The 18,683-nt window shown below is 62.4% G+C and carries 13 protein-coding genes; 9 read left to right on the top strand and 4 right to left on the bottom strand.

Translation table 11 applies throughout. From position 1 onward, the window contains the following. The first annotated feature begins 20 nt into the window (after positions 1–20). The 8 genes from QMG56_RS04600 to ligA all read left to right on the top strand — a co-directional run bounded on the left by QMG56_RS04600 (position 21) and on the right by ligA (position 12,183). On the top strand, positions 21–2,552 hold the full coding sequence (locus QMG56_RS04600) for a cyclic nucleotide-binding domain-containing protein (protein WP_281821417.1): 2,532 nt from the start codon (positions 21–23) through the stop codon (positions 2,550–2,552). A gap of 1 nt (position 2,553) precedes the next feature. After that, a complete protein-coding gene (locus QMG56_RS04605) occupies positions 2,554–3,429 on the top strand; it encodes a hypothetical protein (RefSeq protein ID WP_281821418.1) in 876 nt (291 codons plus the stop codon). 4 nt (positions 3,430–3,433) lie between these two features. After that, positions 3,434–5,368 (top strand): cytochrome c3 family protein, encoded by a 1,935-nt coding sequence (locus tag QMG56_RS04610; protein ID WP_281821419.1) that lies wholly within the window; start codon positions 3,434–3,436, stop codon positions 5,366–5,368. Between the two features lie 23 nt (positions 5,369–5,391). Then, positions 5,392–6,240, top strand: a complete 849-nt coding sequence (locus QMG56_RS04615; protein ID WP_281821420.1) for a phosphodiesterase — start codon at positions 5,392–5,394, stop codon at positions 6,238–6,240. A gap of 82 nt (positions 6,241–6,322) precedes the next feature. Further along, positions 6,323–7,336, top strand: a complete 1,014-nt coding sequence (locus QMG56_RS04620; RefSeq protein ID WP_230186713.1) for a sensor histidine kinase — start codon at positions 6,323–6,325, stop codon at positions 7,334–7,336. A gap of 84 nt (positions 7,337–7,420) precedes the next feature. After that, on the top strand, positions 7,421–8,194 hold the full coding sequence (locus QMG56_RS04625) for an outer membrane protein assembly factor BamD (protein ID WP_230187242.1): 774 nt from the start codon (positions 7,421–7,423) through the stop codon (positions 8,192–8,194). A 46-nt stretch (positions 8,195–8,240) separates the two neighbouring features. Next, positions 8,241–9,905: a DNA repair protein RecN gene (gene recN, locus QMG56_RS04630; RefSeq protein ID WP_281821421.1), complete on the top strand. Its 1,665-nt coding sequence runs from the start codon at positions 8,241–8,243 to the stop codon at positions 9,903–9,905. Between the two features lie 217 nt (positions 9,906–10,122). Next, positions 10,123–12,183, top strand: a complete 2,061-nt coding sequence (ligA, locus tag QMG56_RS04635; RefSeq protein WP_375713641.1) for an NAD-dependent DNA ligase LigA — start codon at positions 10,123–10,125, stop codon at positions 12,181–12,183. Positions 12,184–12,190: 7 nt separating this feature from the next. On the opposite strand, the gene QMG56_RS04640 is transcribed toward ligA, so the two are convergent. Then, entirely contained in the window at positions 12,191–12,799 is a 609-nt protein-coding gene (locus QMG56_RS04640) for a TIGR02117 family protein (protein WP_281821423.1), read from the bottom strand. Positions 12,800–13,019: 220 nt separating this feature from the next. Between QMG56_RS04640 and QMG56_RS04645 the strand changes: the two genes are divergently transcribed. Continuing rightward, a complete protein-coding gene (locus QMG56_RS04645; protein WP_281821424.1) occupies positions 13,020–15,353 on the top strand; it encodes a TonB-dependent receptor in 2,334 nt (777 codons plus the stop codon). A gap of 34 nt (positions 15,354–15,387) precedes the next feature. Here the strand turns inward: QMG56_RS04645 and QMG56_RS04650 are convergent, their stop codons facing one another. From QMG56_RS04650 to QMG56_RS04660, 3 genes are all read right to left on the bottom strand, one after another. Next, positions 15,388–16,371, bottom strand: coding sequence for a 50S ribosomal protein L11 methyltransferase (locus QMG56_RS04650; RefSeq protein WP_281821425.1), 984 nt, complete (start codon positions 16,369–16,371; stop codon positions 15,388–15,390). Beyond that, positions 16,361–17,053: an SDR family NAD(P)-dependent oxidoreductase gene (locus tag QMG56_RS04655; RefSeq protein WP_230186719.1), complete on the bottom strand. Its 693-nt coding sequence runs from the start codon at positions 17,051–17,053 to the stop codon at positions 16,361–16,363. Before QMG56_RS04655 ends, QMG56_RS04650 begins: the two co-directional genes overlap by 11 nt. Positions 17,054–17,122: 69 nt before the next feature. Beyond that, on the bottom strand, positions 17,123–18,466 hold the full coding sequence (locus QMG56_RS04660) for a methyl-accepting chemotaxis protein (protein WP_281821427.1): 1,344 nt from the start codon (positions 18,464–18,466) through the stop codon (positions 17,123–17,125). Positions 18,467–18,683 lie beyond the last annotated feature (217 nt).

Here is an 18,683-nt window from a genome sequence, read left to right on the forward strand (position 1 = left end):
GGAAAGCTGTGGGTGACCGCGTGCGCATCGCTATTGTAGGTTCTGGTCCAGCGGGCCTGAGTGCGGCTGCGCGCGCCGCTGGGCTTGGCCTGTCTCACGTTCTTCTCGAAAAGACCGATCACCTTTCCGATACGATCTACAAGTATCAGAAGGGCAAGCATGTCATGGCGACGCCCAGCCAGCTCGTGCTGCGTTCCGACTTCGATTTTGACGCTGGCAAGCGCGAAAAGATCCTCGGCACGTGGAACGAACAGGCCGCAGGGCAGGGCATCAACGTCGCCTATAAAAGCGAAGTGAAGGCCATCGAGGGCACCGGCGATCCTATCCCCGGCAGCATCCAGAAAACGGTCATCCGCAATCGCGACGGCACCAGCGAAACGCGCGAGAAGCAGCGTCATGCCCCGCCGTACAAGATCACGCTGACGAACGGCACCGAGATCATCGCCGACGCCGTGATTCTGGCCATAGGGACGCAGGGCAACCCAAATCTGATGCGCTGCCCTGGCGGCGATCTGCCCCATGTGCAATATCAGCTCGACGATCCTGCCGAATATAATGACGAGCATATCTTCGTCATCGGCGGCGGCGACGCCGGCATTGAAAACGCGCTCGGGCTCGCCGCCGACGAAGCGCAGGGGAACATCGTCAGCCTCATCAATCGCGGTGCGGAATTTTCGACCGCCAAGGGCGCGAATGTTCAGGCTCTGATGGCGGCAAGCGCCGCCGGCCGCGTCAGCCTGCTCGTCGAAAGCACGACGTCGAAGGTCGAAACCGGCTTCATCACCGTCGATACCCGCGATGGCGAAGTCCGCTTGCCCTGCGACCGCATCATCGCCCGCATGGGCTCCGCCCCGCCGCGCGGTTTCGTCGAAGAATGCGGCATCGAATTTACCAGCGGCGACCGTCTGGCTTTCCCCAAGCTCTCGCCGGTGTTCGAAACGACGGCGCCCGGCATCTTCGTCATCGGTGCACTCGCGGGCTATCCGCTGATCAAGCATTGCATGAATCAGGGCCACGACGTGGTCGAGTTCATCAACGGCAACACCTCGCTCAAACCCGCCGACGAACCGATTCTCGCCGCCAAGTTCAAGGATCTGCCGGGCAAGAAGAGCGTCGACGAATGGCTGGAGGTGCTGCGTACCAACGTCTCGATTCTCGAAGGCATGTCGCCGCTCCAGATGCGCGAATTCATGCTCGACAGCGAAGCGCGCGCCTATCGCAAGGGTGAAGTGATCTTCGAAAAGAACGATCCGGGTTCCTCGCTGTTCGCCGTCGCGCAGGGATCGGCTTTGGTCGAGATCCGGTCGGAAGCGCCATCCATAAGCGTACCGATCGAACAGGGATCGATCTTCGGCGAAGTCGGCCTCATTTCCGGTCGCCGCCGTGGCGCGACCGTCCGCGCAGGCGAAGATTCTATCATGGTCGAGGTCTCGCGCACCGCCGCGCTCAAACTCATGTCGTCGGTCCCGGCGGCCAAGCGCGCCGTCACCCGCATTTCGACCGAGCGGCAACTGCTCCAGATGTTCGGCGCGGGATTGACCCCGGCGGACCTGACCGAAGTGCTCGACACCGCCGAAATCATGACGGTGAAGGCAGGCGACTTCATCATCCGCGAAGGTGAGGAAGGCGACGACATCTTCGTCATCCGCGTCGGGTCGATGATTGTCGAGAAGGTCGTCGGCGGCAAGCCGGTGTTCCTGTCTTACTTGCCCGCAGGCAGCTATGTCGGCGAAATGGCGCTGATATCGGGCGGACGCCGCACCGCCAGCGTCAAAGCCACGATCAAATCCGAAGTCATCCGCCTGAAAGGCGAAGCCTTCCGTGCACTGATGGAGGCCAAGCCCGCACTGCTGGAGCGCGCCCGCCGCGACATGGCCGCGCGGCAGGACATCAACGCCTTCGTCGAAAGCCGCAAGGACAGCTTTTCGACCGTCGTCGACATGTATTCGCAGACCGCCAAATTCCTGGTCGATAACGGCATCGGCGAAGCGACCGACGTGCTGCTGATCGACGAGCATCTGTGCGTCGGCTGCGACAATTGCGAAAAGGCGTGTGCCGACAGCCATGAAGGCCTCTCGCGGCTGGATCGCGAAGCGGGCAAGACCTACGCGCATCTGCATGTGCCCACGAGCTGCCGCCATTGCGAACATCCGCACTGCATGGCGGATTGCCCGCCTAATGCCATTCATCGCGGGCCCGACGGCGAAGTGTTCATCGACGATACCTGCATCGGCTGCGGCAATTGTCAGCGCAACTGCCCCTATGGCGTCATCCGCATGGACAGCGTGCCGCCGAAGAAGCCGGGACTGCTAAGCTGGATGCTGTTCGGCGCAGGACCGGGGCCGGGGGAACCATCGAAAAAGTGGCGCTACAAAAATGCCGACCCGGGCGTCGAAAAGCCGAAGAAGGCAATCAAGTGCGACATGTGCTCGGGGATCGACGGCGGCCCAGCCTGCGTCCGCGCCTGCCCCACGGGCGCTGCAATCCGCGTCTCACCGGAAGATTTCCTGAGCGTCGCGCGCCTTGAACGGATCACCGGGGACAATCGCTGATATGGCCACACGTGCGACGACGTCCCGCCGCGTAAAGGGCGAAACCCGTCATGACGGGTTCCTTACCCATGCGGGATTCCGCTGGCTCAAGATCGCGACGGCTTTGTGCCTTGTCGTCATCGCCAGCTATCTGATGATCGACATCACGCCGCGGCATAATGGCGGAAGCTGGTATGGCTATACGCTCGGCACCATCGGCGTTCTCCTGATCCTCTGGCTGACCGCGCTCGGCATGCGCAAGCGGGCGATGACTACCGGGCGCTGGTCGCTCAAGGCATGGACCTCCGCGCATGTCTATCTGGGGCTCAGCCTGATCGTCATCGGCACGATGCACACCGGCTTTCAACTTGGCTGGAACGTCCACACGCTTGCCTGGGCGCTGATGGTGCTGGTGATCGTCTCGGGCATGTTCGGTGTCGCCATGTATGCGGGTATCCCCGCCGCGCTCAGCGACAATCGCGATGAAATGACGCAGGGCCAGATGCTCGACGCGCTCCGCGCCATCGACCGGCAACTGCATGACGCTGCACAGCCGTTGCCGCACGAACAAGCCGAAGCGGTGCAATGGTCGCTGGATCAAGACCCCTTCAGCGGCGGACTCTGGCGTCGGCTTACCGGAAATTACCCCAACTGCGCCACCGCCCGCGCGCAGGCGGCGCTGCGCCAATGGACCGGGTCGCGGCCCGATACCGGCGACGATCCACTCGAACGGGTCGATGCGCTGCTGGAACGCAAGCAGGCAATGCTCGCGCGCCTGCGCAAGCATCTGCGGCTGCGTGCGCTTCTCGAAATCTGGCTGTACGTCCATGTGCCCGCCACCTTCGCCCTCCTGGCAGCTTTGACGGCCCACATCGTCAGCGTCTTTTTCTACTGGTGATTGCATGACATTTCTCATCCGCCAGATCAGCTACACTGCCACCGGACGCGAAATCGTCCGCGATGCCGTGCTGCCCAAGCCGCAGATATCCATCGGCCGCGCCGCCGGCAGCGACATTCACCTTCAGGATCTGGCGGTTACGCCCGACCATGCCCGCATCGAACAGGTCGACGCGCGTCGGGTTATCGTCCGCGCCACCGGGACCTTGGGCTTCGACGTTGACGGTCGCACCGTCACGCGCGTCGACATCGACGCCGTCAAAGGCGCGGAACTGCGCTTCGGCGCGCACCGCATCACCGTATCGCATGGCGAGGACGATCAGATCATCCTCGCGGTCCAGCGCGTCGATGCCCTGTCCGATGCGTCGGAGGAAAAAGACGAAGCGCGGGTGTTTTCGCTCATCGGCTTATTGCCCGGTCGGCGGGCGATGGCATGGGCCTTTGCGCTGTCGATACTCATCGGTTTTCTGGCGATCCCGATCATCAGCTACGCTACGCGCCCCGCGCCAGACACGCGCAATATCTACGCGGTGAAGAACGAGCGGCAGGCGCAAATGCAGAAGGCGAGCCTTACGCAAGGCGACACCGTCACTGGCGATGCCGCATGGTCTCCCGGCCCGCTCAGCAAAGCGCATCACGCGCTCGAAGGCAAATGCGAAAGCTGCCACGTCAAGGCCTTCGTCGCGGTGCAGGACACCGCTTGCCAGACCTGCCACAATCCCAAGGACGTGCACGAACACGCCCCCGCTGCGCGCATCGCCATGGCGCGCGAAACACCGGGGCTGGGCGGTCGCTTCCTCGCCAGCGTTGCATCGGCTTTCGGCAAGCCGCCCGCCGGCTCCTGCGTCGATTGCCACAGCGAACATGAAGGCGCTGCGCCGATGCAGCAGACTGCACAGCAATTCTGCACCGACTGCCACGGGACCATGGACCAGCGGCTGAAGGACACGAAGCTCGGCAATGCCGGTGACTTCAGCACCAGCCATCCGCAGTTCGAACCCGCGGTCATGGTCGCCCCTGCGGGCATCGGCATGAAATATCCGCGCTTCGACCGGATTTCGCTCGATAAGAAGCCGACGGACAATAGCGGCCTCAAATTCCCGCACGATATGCACCTGAGCAAGAGCGGCGGCGTTGCGCGCATGGCGCGGACGTTGAAAGCGCAAGAAGGCTATGGCGATGCGCTTGCCTGCGCCGACTGCCATCGCCCGACGGCGGACGGCGTCCGGTTCCTGCCGGTCGACATGGAAACCGATTGCCAGTCCTGCCACAGCCTGGGCTTTGAAAGCGTGGGCGGCACGGTTCGCACCTTGCGTCACGGACAGCCGGCACAGGTCATCGCCGATCTGCGTGCTTATTACCGCTCGACCGGCCCTGCGCGTCCGATCGCACTGGGCGGCATGGCCCGTCGCCTTCCGGGCGACTATGCCGCAACCAAGGTGAATGCCGCCTATGTTCAGGCCGCCTCGGCCCGGCCCGGCAATGCGGAAGCGGCGATCCGCGCCGTCTTCTCAAAGGGTGGTGCCTGCTACGACTGTCACGTCATCACGCCTCCGGGTGCGGGCGGCAACGCCAGTTGGTACGTCACACCTGTGAATCAGCCGATGCGCTACATGATGAACGGCTGGTTCGACCACGCCGCGCACAAGACCGAAACCTGCGAAAGCTGCCACGCGGCACCCAAATCGAAGCAAGCGAGCGACCTGCTGCTCCCCGGCATCGCCAACTGCCGCCAATGCCATGGCGGAGAGAAGGCAAAAGTCGATGTCCCGTCAGGCTGTGCTTTATGTCACAGTTATCACATCGGGGATGGTGCACCTTGGGTGCCGGCCAACAGCATTCAGGACAAAACGGTTGCAAAGGTCATCGCGCTTTCCGGTGCCACGGCATCGAAAGCATCAACGGGTGGGTTATCGAGCAATACGAAACGAAACCGGTAAAACCAGAGAGGGGCGCTCGTCCGATGCTGATCGCACAGATCACGGACATTCATCTGGGCTTTGAGCCGGACAATCCGGCCGAGTTCAACCGCAAGCGGCTGGACCAAGTGCTCAATCACTTGATGGACGGTCCCAATCGCCCGGACATGCTGCTGGCCACCGGCGATCTTGTGGATCGGGGTGACATCGACAGCTATCGCCGCCTGGCCAACGCACTCAGCATCTGCCCATTTCCCGTCTACCCCTGCATGGGCAATCATGACGACCGCGCCAATTTCGCTACCTTGTTCCCGCACATTCCCGTCGTCGATGGCTTCGTGCAATATGTCGTCCCTCTTGAGGGGCTACGCCTGATCGTCATCGACACGCTGGAGCCGGATCGCCACGGCGGCGCGTTCTGTGAAGCGCGGGCCGCGTGGCTCGGCGCACGACTGGCCGAAGATCGCGATACGCCCACGATCATCGTGATGCACCATCCTCCTGTAGAGGTGGGCATCGAATGGATGAACACCGACCCTGAGGAACCGTGGGTCGCGCGCTTTGCCGCCACCATTGCCGGACATGACCAGATACAGGCGTTGATCTGCGGCCATCTCCACCGCGCCATCGTTGCCCCGTGGAAAGGCACCACCATTGCCATCTGCCCGTCCACTGCGCCGCAAGTGTCGCTGGATTTAAGGCCGATCGACCCGGAAAAGCCGGACAACCGCCCGATGATCATCGCCGATCCGCCAGCCTTCGCGCTGCATCGCTGGACTCCCTACGGACTCGTCAGTCATTTCGATACGGCGGACGAACATGTCATGCTCGCCAAGTTCGACGATAAGATGCAGCCATTGGTCCGCGCGCTGGTGAGCGAACGTCCTGCCTGAATTGCGCATATCTTGATCGATGTTAGTGCGACGGTGTAACGATCTGCTAAAGGGCTCATCAGCGTAAAACGCAAAAGGCATCATGCAACGATACAATGAGCGGCTTATTGAGCGATTACCGATCGCCAACCTGCATCCATTGCTGGCCTATGCGGCAACGCTCGGTTTGTGCGCTTTGGCGTGGGCCGTGCGCATGTTTGCGGACCCTGCCCTGGGCAATGGGTACCCCTATGTCAGTTTCTTTCCAGCCGTCGTCATTGCCGCGTTTCTGTTCGGTCGTGGTCCTGCGATTGTTGCTTGCCTGATATGCTGGCTCCTGGCCTGGTATTTTTTCATCACTCCCCGCAATTCTTTTGCTTTTAACTCGGGGGCTTTGGTCGCACTGCTCTTCTATCTGGTCGTAGTGGTGGTGGACATTGTCCTCATTCTCTGGATGCAATCGTCCAATCGCAAGCTGGCTATCGAACGTGAACGAAGCGCATCGATGGCCGAAAACCGCGAAATGCTGTTTCGCGAACTGCAGCATCGGATATCGAACAATCTTCAGGTTGCCGCTGCGCTTATGGCGCTGCAACGCCGTGACATCAGTGACCCCGATGCTCGTAAGGCACTGGACGAGGCATCGCGGCGTCTGGCGTTGATCGGCAAGATCAGCCGCTCTCTGTACGATCCCAACGGCCAGTTGCTGTCCATCCGGTCGTTTGTTGAAACGCTTGCCGAAGATATCCTCGACGCAAACGGTCGTACCGACGTGCGTGTCGAGATGGTGATCGACGAAAATGCCACTATCGATCCCGATGCCGCGATTCCCTTCGCGCTCATCCTGACGGAAACGATTGCCAATGCGCTGGAACACGGCTTTGCCGATGGTTCGGGCGGCAGTATCCGCATCGGCATTCGTGGCGGCCACGGGCTGGATATGGAGATCGTGGACGACGGATGCGGTCTGCCGGAAAATTTCAAGCTGGAGAATAGCGGCAGCCTCGGCCTGCGTATCGCCGTCACATTGGCGCAGCAACTTGGGGGCACCTTCCGCATCGCACCGGGTGAAAATGGCGGGACGCGCGCCCTGCTGGCTATTCCGGCATCGGCATAGGCACACGGACATTCGGCTGTCTTGTCGCATCCTCGCAATCTGCCGCTTGGCGACGCGGCGCTCCTCCGCTATGACCCGACGCCTATGCACAAACATTCGATAAAGTTCGCGCTGGCGATTGCCGCTGTTGCCACGCTCGGCGCCTGTTCCACGTCCAAGAACAAGGCCGATACGCTCTACGTCGCGCGCGACGTGTCGACGCTGTATAATGCGGGCAAGTACCGGTTGGATCGCGGCCAGTTCAAGATCGCGGCGGCGCTGTTCGACGAAGTCGAGCGGCAGCATCCTTATTCCCCCTGGGCGCGCCGCGCGCAGCTCATGGCGGCGTTCAGCTATTACATGAACACCGATTACAACGAAGCGATTCAGGGTGCGCAGCGGTTCCTGTCGATCCATCCGGGTAACAAGGATGCGCCCTACGCCTACTATCTGATTGCGCTGTGCTATTACGAACAGATCGCTGACGTCACCCGCGATCAGAAAATCACCAAGCAGGCGCTCGATTCGCTTGGCGAACTGATCCGCCGCTACCCCGGCACGCGCTACGCCGCCGATGCACGGTTGAAGGTTGATCTGGTCAACGACCATCTCGCCGGCAAGGAAATGGAAATCGGCCGCTTCCATCAGCGCCGTGGCCAGTGGCTCGCCGCGACCCTGCGCTTCCGTCAGGTCGTCGACGAATATCAGACGACGACGCACACCCCTGAAGCGCTCGAACGCCTCGTCGAAAGCTATTTGTCGCTCGGTCTGCCCGAAGAAGCGAAGAAGGCAGCCGCCGTGCTTGGCGCTAACTATCCGGGGTCCAAATGGTATGAGCGCTCGTACAAGCTCATGCAGGAGCATCCGCCCAAGGCGTGATGCGCGTCCTGTTCCCCTTTCGTATCTAAGGGGCTAAAGCCGTAACGTGCTGACCAACCTGTCCATCCGCAATGTCGTACTGATCGAAGCGCTCGATCTGGCTTTCGGGCCGGGGCTGGGCGTGCTGACGGGCGAAACGGGAGCAGGCAAATCGATCCTCCTCGATTCGCTGGGGCTGGCGCTGGGCGCGCGCGCGGATAGCGGACTGGTACGGCAGGGGGAGGCACAGGCCAGCGTCACCGCGACCTTCGACGAACCCGATGCCGATCACCCGATCCGCGCGGCACTGGCGCAAAACGACCTTGATATCGAACCGGGCGAACCGATCATCATTCGTCGCACGCTGAAGGCCGATGGCGGCAGCCGCGCTTTCATCAACGACCAGCCGTGCTCGGCAGCGCTGCTGCGCGAAGTCGGCGCATCGCTGGTCGAAATCCACGGCCAGCATGATGATCGCGGCCTGCTCAATCCGCGCGGCCACAGGGCGCTGCTCGATGCCTTCGGTCGCTGCGACACCGGGGCCGTGTCCACGGCGCACGGTGCATGGCGGGCTGCCGAAACCGCACTGGCACAAGCCCGCGCCGACGTGGAAAGCGCCGCGCGCGATCGCGACTATCTCGAACATGCCGTTGCTGAACTCACCACCTTCGCGCCTGAACCCGGCGAGGAAGCCACCCTCGCCGAAGACCGCGCTACGATGCAAAAGGGCGCGCGCCTGACCGAAGATCTGGTCGCTGTGGCCGAGTTCCTCGACGGTTCCGAAGGCGGCCTCGCCCGCTTGCGCCAAGCCGCGCGCCGCCTAGACCGAATCGCCGTCGAACATCCGATGCTGGCCGAAGCCCTTGCCGCACTCGACCGCGCCGTCATCGAAGCCAGCGAAGCGGAAGATCACCTCACCGCTGCCAACGAAGCCCTCAGCTTCGATCCCGCCCGCCTCGACAGCATCGAAACCCGCCTGTTCGAAATGCGCGCACTGGCCCGCAAACATCAGGTACAGCCCGACGATCTCGCCGCGTTTCAGGCGGAAATGGAAAGCAAGCTGCAACGCATCGACGCAGGCGAAGAAGGCCTCGCCTCTCTGGAAGCGGACCTGAAAACGAAAGCACAGGCTTACGCCCAAGCCGCCCAAACGCTCACTGCGCAACGTATGGCGGCAGCCAAGCGGCTGGACACAGCCGTCGCGTCAGAACTCGCGCCGCTCAAACTGGACGCCGCCCGCTTCCGCACTGCCGTCGCGCCGCTCGACGACGCGCAATGGGGGCCACAGGGCGCGGATCGCGTCGAGTTTGAAATCTCCACCAACCCCGGCGCGCCCTTCGCCCCGCTGGTCAAGATCGCATCGGGCGGCGAACTCTCCCGCTTCATCCTCGCGCTCAAGGTCGCGCTGGCGCAGGAGGGCGGAGCCGACACGATGATCTTCGACGAAATCGACCGGGGCGTCGGCGGCGCCGTCGCCAGCGCCATCGGCGACCGCCTCGCGCGGCTGGCGCAGGGCAGTCAGCTCCTTGTCGTCACCCACTCCCCGCAAGTCGCCGCGCGCGGCGCCGCCCACATGCTCATCGCCAAATCGAGCGAAGGCACCGTAACCCGCACCGGCGTCCGCCCCCTAGACCCCACCGAACGCCGCGAAGAAATCGCGCGGATGTTGTCGGGGGCGGAGATTACCGTCGAGGCTCGTGCGCAGGCGGGACGGTTGCTGGAGGGGGTTTAATGGCGCTCACTTGGTTATCACTTTTTGTGGGTTCTTTAGTTACGGCATTTTTGATTGGACTACCTGTAGCGTTCGCAGGTCGTCAGCGAGGGAAGCCGATGATGCCGGTATTGATTTGCTCTTTACTCGGTGGAATCAGCGTGTTCGGAGGCTTGCTTATCTTGGGACTTTGGGAATCGTGGCAGAAGTGACCGAAGCCGAAGCTGCGAACCGCCTCATGCGGCTCGCGAAACTCATCGCCCATCACAACGCCCGCTATCACGCCGAGGACGCGCCCGAGATCAGCGACGCTGACTATGACGCGCTGGTGCGGGATAACAACGCGCTGGAGGCGCAGTTCCCGCATCTGGTCCGCGCCGACAGCCCCAACCGCCAAGTCGGCGCGTCGGTAGAGGCCTCGCCGCTCGCCAAGGTCACCCACGAAAAGCGGATGATGAGCCTCGACAACGCCTTTGCCGATGTGGAGGTGGAGGAGTTCGTCGCGCGGGTCCGGCGCTATCTTGCGCTGCCCCATGATGCGCCGGTGGCGATGACGGCGGAGGACAAGATCGACGGCCTGTCCCTCTCCATCCGCTATGAAAATCGCGCTCTCAAACAGGCGGCAACGCGCGGCGACGGACAGGTGGGGGAGGACGTTACCGCCAATGTCCGCCACATCGCCGACATCCCCCAGACGCTCCCCGACGACGCCCCCGACCTGTTCGAGATACGCGGCGAAGTCTACATGGCGAAGGCCGATTTCGTGGCGCTCAACGCCCGCCTGATGGCACAGGCGCAGGCCTCGGCAGAAACGCGCGGCGAAGTCTTCGATCCCGAAACCGTCCGCCAGTTCGCCAACCCGCGCAACGCCGCCGCCGGATCGCTGCGCCAGAAGGACGCCAGCGTCACCGCCAGCCGCCCGCTATGCTTCCTCGCGCATGGTTGGGGCGCTTGTTCCGCGCTACCCGCCGACACGCAGATGGGTGTGATGCAGGCCATCGGCCGCTGGGGCTTCCCCCTGTCCGAACATCTGCGGCAACTCGATAGCGTCGCTGACCTGCTCACCCAGTATCGCGCAATCGAAGCCTTGCGCGCCGATCTCCCCTACGACATCGACGGCGTCGTCTACAAAGTCGATCGCCTCGACTGGCAGGATCGCCTCGGCTTCGTCGCAAAGGCCCCCCGCTGGGCCATCGCCCACAAATTCCCCGCCGAACGGGCACAGACGGACCTCGTCGCCATCGACATCCAAGTCGGTCGCACAGGCAAGCTGACGCCGGTCGGGCGGCTCACCCCTGTAACGGTCGGCGGCGTCGTCGTCTCCAACGTCACGCTCCACAATCGCGACGAGATCGCCCGGCTCGGCGTGCGCCCCGGCGACCGCGTGGTCGTGCAACGCGCAGGCGACGTCATCCCGCAGGTCGTCGAAAACCTGACCCGCGACGCCGAACGCGCGCCCTACGTCTTTCCCGATCACTGCCCCGCTTGCGGTTCCGAAGCCGTCGCGGCGGAGGGCGAGGTCGACGTCCGCTGCACCGGCGGCCTCATCTGCCCCGCGCAAAGGATCGAGCGGCTACGGCATTTCGTCTCCCGCGTGGCGCTCGACATCGATGGCCTCGGCGAGAAGACGATCCGCGAATTTTTCGACCTCGGCTGGCTGGAAAGCCCCGCCGATATCTTCCGCCTGAAAAGCCACCGCGCCGATCTTCTGGCCCGCGAAGGGTGGAAGGAAAAGTCGGTCGACAATCTCCTCGCCGCTATCGAGGACCGCCGCGCCCCCGATGCTGCCCGCCTGCTCTTCGCCCTCGGCATCCGCCATATCGGCGCGGTGACCGCCCGCGATCTCATGAAAGCGTTCGGCACCTTACCCACTCTGCGCGAAACATCAGACAAGGCGCGGGCAGGGGACGCCGATGCCTTGGCCGACCTCACCGGTATCGACGGCGTCGGCCCCGCAGTCATCGAGGCGCTGGGCGACTTCTTCCACGAAGCGCACAACCGCGACGTCTGGGACGACCTGCTCAGCGAAGTCTCCCCCCCGCCTTATGTCGTGGATGTCCGCGAAAGCAGCGTTTCGGGCCAGACCATCGTCTTCACCGGCAAACTCGAAACCATGAGCCGCGACGAAGCCAAGGCGCAGGCTGAAGCGCTGGGCGCAAAGGCAGCCGGATCGGTCAGCGCCAAGACCGACCTGATCGTCGCCGGCCCCGGCGCCGGATCGAAGCTGAAGAAAGCCGCCGAACTCGGCATCCGCGTGATCGACGAAGCGGAATGGGCGGACATCGTGCGAGGCGCTTAGCCAAACCTCAGAACCAGCGCATCACGCTCCAGCTCAACGGCGTCCACATCCCCACGCGCACGCCAACCCCGCGCAGTTTAACGCCCGTCCATTCATTGCATGTGCGGATTCCGCTATAGCGCCCTCGCCCCGGATAGAAGACGTCGTCCGGGCCATATCCGGCAATCGCCTTGCCCGGCGCAAAATCGGCGTCGATGGCTGCAACCAATGCGCGATATTGCTCAGGCGTGAGCACGACCGACCGCAAATCCGGCCCGCGCCATAACTGGCGCAGATGATCGACATGCATCAGCGTCCGGTCGCTGCCCAATATGGCGCGGATCACCGTCGCCGGGTCGACCCGATCCCATGTGGGCGTATTGAGATAAAAGTCCCGCTGCCCCCAACCGAACAGCAGCCATTGCCCCGCAAGGCGCGGATCTGCCAGATCGCTCGCAGGCACCCGACTGCGCCAGTCATGCAGAGCATTGACCGTGGGCAGCACCAAGCCCGTGTGCACGCCATTGGTATAGACATGGATGGTCACGCCCCGTGGCGGCGGGTTTGCCACATGGTTGGCCGGAATCGCCGATCCTCCGACGACCAGCAGCATGAGGATCAGCGGCAATAGGAGCATGCCTCCGATCCACCGCCTTGCCTTGCTGACTGTCCACTGCATGACGACAGCCTAGGCGCAGCTCCGCTCCCCTACAATCCTGCCAAGACTGTGGCCATCCTGCATCGTCACACAACGACTTCGATTCGTCATCGAAACGTAATTGCTGCGCCGCCGAACAGTCATGTCCCGGGCGCAGAGGCCCGCAAGTTTACTGACGTTTCTCGTGGGGAGTTACCTAATGCGCCGCCAAAATCTTATCTTGCTGGCTTCCGTTGCCAGCATTGCCCTGTTGCCATCCCTTGCCGAGGCGCAGGATGTCGTTCCTGCTGCTGAAACCGCTGCCGCTGCCGACGCAAATGCCGGCGACGAAATCGTCGTCTACGGCTTTGGCGAAACGCGCCAGGTGCAGACGGCCGCCGCAGACGATATCAAGCTGCTCACCCCCGGCACCTCGCCGCTCAAGGCAGTCAGCAAGCTGCCCGGCGTCAACTTCCAGTCGGGCGACGCCTTTGGTGCCTATGAATGGTCGACGCGCATTTCGCTGCGCGGCTTCAACCAGAACCAGTTGGGCTTTACGCTGGACGGCGTGCCCTTGGGCGACATGAGCTACGGCAACTATAACGGCCTGCACATCAGCCGCGCGCTCATCTCCGAAAATCTCGGCACTGTCACCGTCAGCCAGGGCGCAGGCAATCTTGCCACGGCATCGACCAGCAATCTGGGCGGCACGCTGCTCTTCGCCTCGCGCGATCCTTCGCGGAATTTCGATATCGCGGCGTCGGGCACTTACGGCAGCGACGACACCTATCGCGGCTTCGTTCGCGTCGACAGCGGCGATCTGGGCGGCGTGCGCGGGTATCTCAGCTACGGCTATCTGAACGCAGGCAAATGGCGCGGCGATGGCGAGCAGCGTCAGCATCAGGTCAATGCAAAGGTCGTGGCCGATGTCGGCGACGGCAAGATCACCGGCTTCGTAAACTATTCCGATCGCCGCGAAAACGATTATCAGGACATGTCCGCTGAAATGATCGGTCGCCTTGGCAATCGCTGGGACAATTTCGCGCCCGATTGGCGGACCGCCTATACCGTGGCAGCCGTCTCCGCCAATCAGGCGGCGCGCGCTGGCTCGGCTACGGCCCCGCTCCCTTACCCGACCTTCGGCGTTACCTTGCCGACGCCGGTCAAGTCGCTCGACGATGCCTATTATGACGCAGCGGGCATTCGCCGCGACTGGCTGGGCGGTGTAACGTTCGAAACGCCGATCACCAACAACGTCCACGCAAAGCTGCAGGGCTATTACCACAATAACAAGGGTCAGGGTCTGTGGTGGACGCCCTATGTCGCCAGCCCGACCGGCGCGCCGATTTCCGTCCGCACGACCGAATATAATATCGATCGCATGGGCGCTCTGGGTAGCCTCGTGTGGGAAATCGACAGCAACCGCCTCGAAGTCGGCGGCTGGTACGAAGGCAATGATTTCCGTCAGGCCCGTCGCTTCTATTCGCTCGATAACACGCTGACCGGTTCGTCGCGCGACAGCCTGAAGTTCCAGACCAACCCCTTTGCGACGCAGTGGGATGTGAAGTTCAGCACCGAAACCAACCAATATTATGTGATGGACACGCTGGAGCTGGGATCGCTCACTCTGTCGGGCGGCTGGAAGGGTTTGCGCGTTCTCAACCGTGCCAGCCCGCTGGTTGCGGGCGGCCTCGCCAATGGCAAGATCAAGTCGCAGGACTGGTTCCTGCCGCAAGCTGGCGCGCTGCTGAAGCTGGGCGACAGCGCCGAAGTCTTTGCCAACTACACCGAAAACATGCGCGCTTTCGTTTCCTCGACGACAGCCGGACCGTTCTCGACCACGCAGGCAGGTTTCAACGCGCTGCTGACCACCAACAAGCTGAAACCCGAAACGTCGCAGACCTATGAAATCGGCGGTCGTGTTCGTGCTGGTGCCTTCCAGGGTTCCATCGCGGCCTATTATGTCGACTTCAGCAACCGCTTGCTCGGCGTAACGACGGGCGCCGGTATCGTGGGCAACCCGGTCATCCTGCAGAATGTGGGCAAGGTGCGGTCAACGGGCGTTGAAGTGTCCGGCACCTATGCGATGGGCAGCGGCTTCAGCGCAACGGCGTCCTATGCCTATAACGATGCGACCTACCGCAACGACGTTCTTGGCCGCAATGCGCAGAATCAGGTCGTTACGCTTGCTGCGGTCAAGGGCAAGACCGTCGTCGACAGCCCCAAGCATATCGCTTCGGGCGAGCTGGCCTATGATGGCGACATATTCTTCGGCCGGATCGGCGCGAATTACATGTCGAAGCGCTACTACACCTACACCAACGACAAGTCGGTCGGTGGTCGGGTTCTGGTGGATGCCAGCATCGGCGTGAAGGTGCCCCAAGGCATGGGCTTCCTGACCGGCTTTGCCATCGAAGCATCGGCCACCAATCTGTTCGACAAGGATTATGTCAGCACCATCGGTTCGAACGGTTTCGGCAACAGCGGCGACAACCAGACACTGCTGATCGGCGCGCCGCAGCAGTTCTTCGTCACGCTCCGTCGGGGCTTCTGATTGGAATAAGGGGGGAGGGGCTTTTGCTCCTCCCTCACCAGCTTCCGTAACCGGGCGCCTCACCATTGCGGTCGCTCGCCCAGCGACGCGGGCGACGCCAGCCGATGGCGGGGCGTTTGCGCAGCCGCAGCGTGGGCCATTGCCCGGTATCGATCCGGTCGGCCAGCCGCATCCCCTGCGCGCGATAGGCCGCGATCACGCTATCGGCCTGACTGTCCAGCAATCCCGCCAGGATCAGCGTACCGCCATCCTCCAGCGTGGCCGTGAGCGAAGGCGCAAGTTCGATCAGCGGTCCGGCCAGAATATTGGCGATCAGCAGATCATAGGGCGCACGGCCCAATATGCCGGGATGATCCACCCCCGCCGCCGCGAACACAGTCAACTGTCCTGCACTGCGGCCCAACGGGACCCCATTGGCCACGGCATTCTCGGCGGTGACTTCCACCGACACCGGATCTATGTCCGACGCCGTCGCATAAGCCATCGGCCACAGATGCATCGCGGCGAATGCCAGCAAGCCTGTGCCTGTGCCGACATCGGCGATATTGCCAAACCGATGCCCCAGCCGCCGCGAGCGATCCAGCATTGCCAGACAACCGGACGTCGTTTCATGCTGCCCCGTGCCGAACGCGCGCCCAGCACCGATCAGGAAATCCTTGTACCCCGGCGGCACGACATCGTCGGCCATGTTCCGCACATAAAAGCGCCCGGCGATCACCGGCTCCAGCCCTTGCTGGCTGATCGTCACCCAATCTTCCGCAGGCAGTTTTTCGAGTGTCGGCTTTTTCCCCCGCGCGCTCGGCACCAGCGTCTGCACCAGCTTGACGAGCGCCGTATTGGGTTTGCCTTCAAAATAGGCATCAAGCTGCCAGACATCGTCATCGTCCGGGGCCGCTTCGCTGGTCATCAGCACCGGCGGACTGTCGAGCTGCGCAAACGCCACGATATCGCCGTCCAGCGATTCGGCCTCCGCGCGGGTGCAAGGAAGAGTCAGTTTCCAGCTTTCCTTATCGGACATAGCTTGCTCCATTCGCGTCGAGGACAGCACCAGTCATGGAGGGCGGTGCATCCGTGACCAGAAATTTCACGATGGCCGCGATCTCGTCGGGCGTGGCGACCTTGCCAAGCGGAATGTCGGCGAGCAGCTTGTCACCGCCCCGGCTCGCCAGATAATCCTCCGCCATGCCCGTCATGGTAAAGCCAGGGCAGACGGCAAAAGCGTAAATTCCTTCCGCGGCATAGGCTCGCGCGATTGTCTTGGTCATGGCGACCATCCCGCCCTTCGATGCGGCATAATGCCAGTGCATCGGGCTATCACCGCGATGGGCGGCGCGGCTTGCGACGTTGACGATCCGCCCGCCCGATTTCCGTGCTTGCCAATGCAGCACAGCCTTGCGGCACAAAATCGCCGACGCTTCCAGATTGACGGTCATAGTGCGTTGCCAAGCCGCCAGCCAGTCGGCGTCGTCGCTATCCAGCGGCGTCGCTTCGAATATGCCTGCATTGTTGATCAGGATATCGATCCGCCCGCCCAGCGCATCCAGTGCCTTGTCCCACAAAGCCTCGGCGCCACCGGCCGCGCCAAGATCGGCGTCTTTGCTGCTGGCGGCAAACACACGGGTATCGCCCGATGCAAGAAGCGACGCGCAGGCCGCGCCGATGCCCCGGCTCGCGCCGGTCAGAAGAATATTGATGGCCATGCCTGCCGGTAGCCCAGCCGCTTGGCCAAGGAAAGGCGGGAGGTGTAAAAGCCCTTTTGACGTGTCGGCTTATGCCACCCGGCGGCTGAACTCTGCGGATGCCTGACGCAGCGAAGACAGCTTGCCTTCGACGCTCATGAAACCGCGCTCAAGCTGATCGATCTCCGACGCGACGACTTCGGTATCCTGACGAATGGCCGAAATGGTCGCCGACATGGAATCCGCTGCCAGCGCCGTTTCATCGACGGCGGCGGTGATCATCGTGACGGTTTGCGCCTGCGCATCCATGGCACTGCGGATGCGGTTCGCGGACATCTGCACTTCGTCCACGGTTTCGCGGATGCGCTGGTTGGTTTCGACTGACTGGCGCGTCGATGCCTGGATGGACCCGATCTTGTTGGCGATGTCGTCCGTGGCGCGCGCAGTCTGATTGGCCAGGCTCTTCACTTCCTGCGCCACCACGGCAAAGCCGCGACCCGCATCGCCCGCGCGTGCCGCTTCAATAGTGGCATTCAGCGCAAGGAGGTTGGTCTGCCCTGCGATATCGCGGATCAGGCCAAGGATGGATTCGATGGATTGCGCATGTTCGGACAAGGTGGTCGACATGGTGACCGCGTCGCCTGCCTGCGCATAAGCGCGCTGCGCCACTTCGGCGGCACCTTCGACTTCGGCGCGCGCATCCTCGATCGCCCGGATCAGCCCGGCGGAGGTTTGGGCCGCCTCGCGCATGGCAAGCGCGGATTGCTCGGCGGCTGCCGCAACTTCCGATGCCTTGCCCAGCATTCCGCGCGTTGCTGCCGATGCATCCTTTGCCTGTTCGCGCAGACCGTCGCCCAGATGCGACGCGCCGTCGATTTCGGCAACGATGCGCTGTTCGAACAAAGTTGCGTTACGCAAACGCTCGGTTTCTTCTTCCAGCGCAATGTCGATCGCCAGGACCGAACAGATCAATTCTGCTTCGATCATGGAAATACGTGTCAGGGCGCGATACAATGCGCGTGCCGGGCCTTCCGGGCCATTGCCTTGCGACGTGGCATCCCAAATTCCATCATGCACCACATCATTGGCGGCCACGATCGACACCAGAATGGTGCGGATGGAAATGCCATGCTTGCGAGCGTGCCGAACGCAGGACCGCGCCGAATCCGCCCAACGTTCACCTCCGAAATTAGATAGCTTTTCACGAATATAATGAGAGACTTCGCGACGTATCGCGCTGATCGACTCCGGCTTCAATACGGACCGCAGCGACGTATTGGCCATATAAGCATCGAAAAATGCCTGAGCGGCTGCTTCGCCATGATCGGGAAGAAGCGCGAAAATGGCAGCGGCATCGGATACCAATGTCCCTGCAGGATCGAACTCTGCCAACCGTTCCGGCATCGTCACATCGGCCTTTATTTGCAGCGTCATTGAAATGTGTGCCCTTTGCAGTCCCAAGCCAGTCTGATGCCTTCAGGTCTCTTCATAGGGTTAGTTGGTTAATCAACTCTTATCTTCGGGCGGAAATCCGATAGGAAATCTGCCATAAATCACTTGAATCGGCTTCATTTGAAAGATTTGGTGCGCTGCGGCCTGCTGCATTTGCACAGTGGAGAGGCGCGCGCTAAAGGGGCTGGGAATCATGCTG

The organism is Sphingobium sp. BS19 (assembly GCF_027925545.1).
Lineage (GTDB): Bacteria > Pseudomonadota > Alphaproteobacteria > Sphingomonadales > Sphingomonadaceae > Sphingobium.

What these genes read in the sequence shown, in the direction of transcription:
- QMG56_RS04605 (WP_281821418.1), top strand. Translation starts at nt 2,554, where the DNA reads ATGGCCACACGTGCGACGACGTCCCGCCGCGTAAAGGGCGAAACCCGT.
- QMG56_RS04610 (WP_281821419.1), top strand. Translation starts at nt 3,434, where the DNA reads ATGACATTTCTCATCCGCCAGATCAGCTACACTGCCACCGGACGCGAA.
- QMG56_RS04615 (WP_281821420.1), top strand. Translation starts at nt 5,392, where the DNA reads ATGCTGATCGCACAGATCACGGACATTCATCTGGGCTTTGAGCCGGAC.
- QMG56_RS04620 (WP_230186713.1), top strand. Translation starts at nt 6,323, where the DNA reads ATGCAACGATACAATGAGCGGCTTATTGAGCGATTACCGATCGCCAAC.
- QMG56_RS04625 (WP_230187242.1), top strand. Translation starts at nt 7,421, where the DNA reads ATGCACAAACATTCGATAAAGTTCGCGCTGGCGATTGCCGCTGTTGCC.
- ligA (WP_375713641.1), top strand. Translation starts at nt 10,123, where the DNA reads ATGCGGCTCGCGAAACTCATCGCCCATCACAACGCCCGCTATCACGCC.
- QMG56_RS04640 (WP_281821423.1), bottom strand. Translation starts at nt 12,799, where the DNA reads ATGCTCCTATTGCCGCTGATCCTCATGCTGCTGGTCGTCGGAGGATCG.
- QMG56_RS04645 (WP_281821424.1), top strand. Translation starts at nt 13,020, where the DNA reads ATGCGCCGCCAAAATCTTATCTTGCTGGCTTCCGTTGCCAGCATTGCC.
- QMG56_RS04650 (WP_281821425.1), bottom strand. Translation starts at nt 16,371, where the DNA reads ATGTCCGATAAGGAAAGCTGGAAACTGACTCTTCCTTGCACCCGCGCG.
- QMG56_RS04655 (WP_230186719.1), bottom strand. Translation starts at nt 17,053, where the DNA reads ATGGCCATCAATATTCTTCTGACCGGCGCGAGCCGGGGCATCGGCGCG.
- QMG56_RS04660 (WP_281821427.1), bottom strand. Translation starts at nt 18,466, where the DNA reads ATGACGCTGCAAATAAAGGCCGATGTGACGATGCCGGAACGGTTGGCA.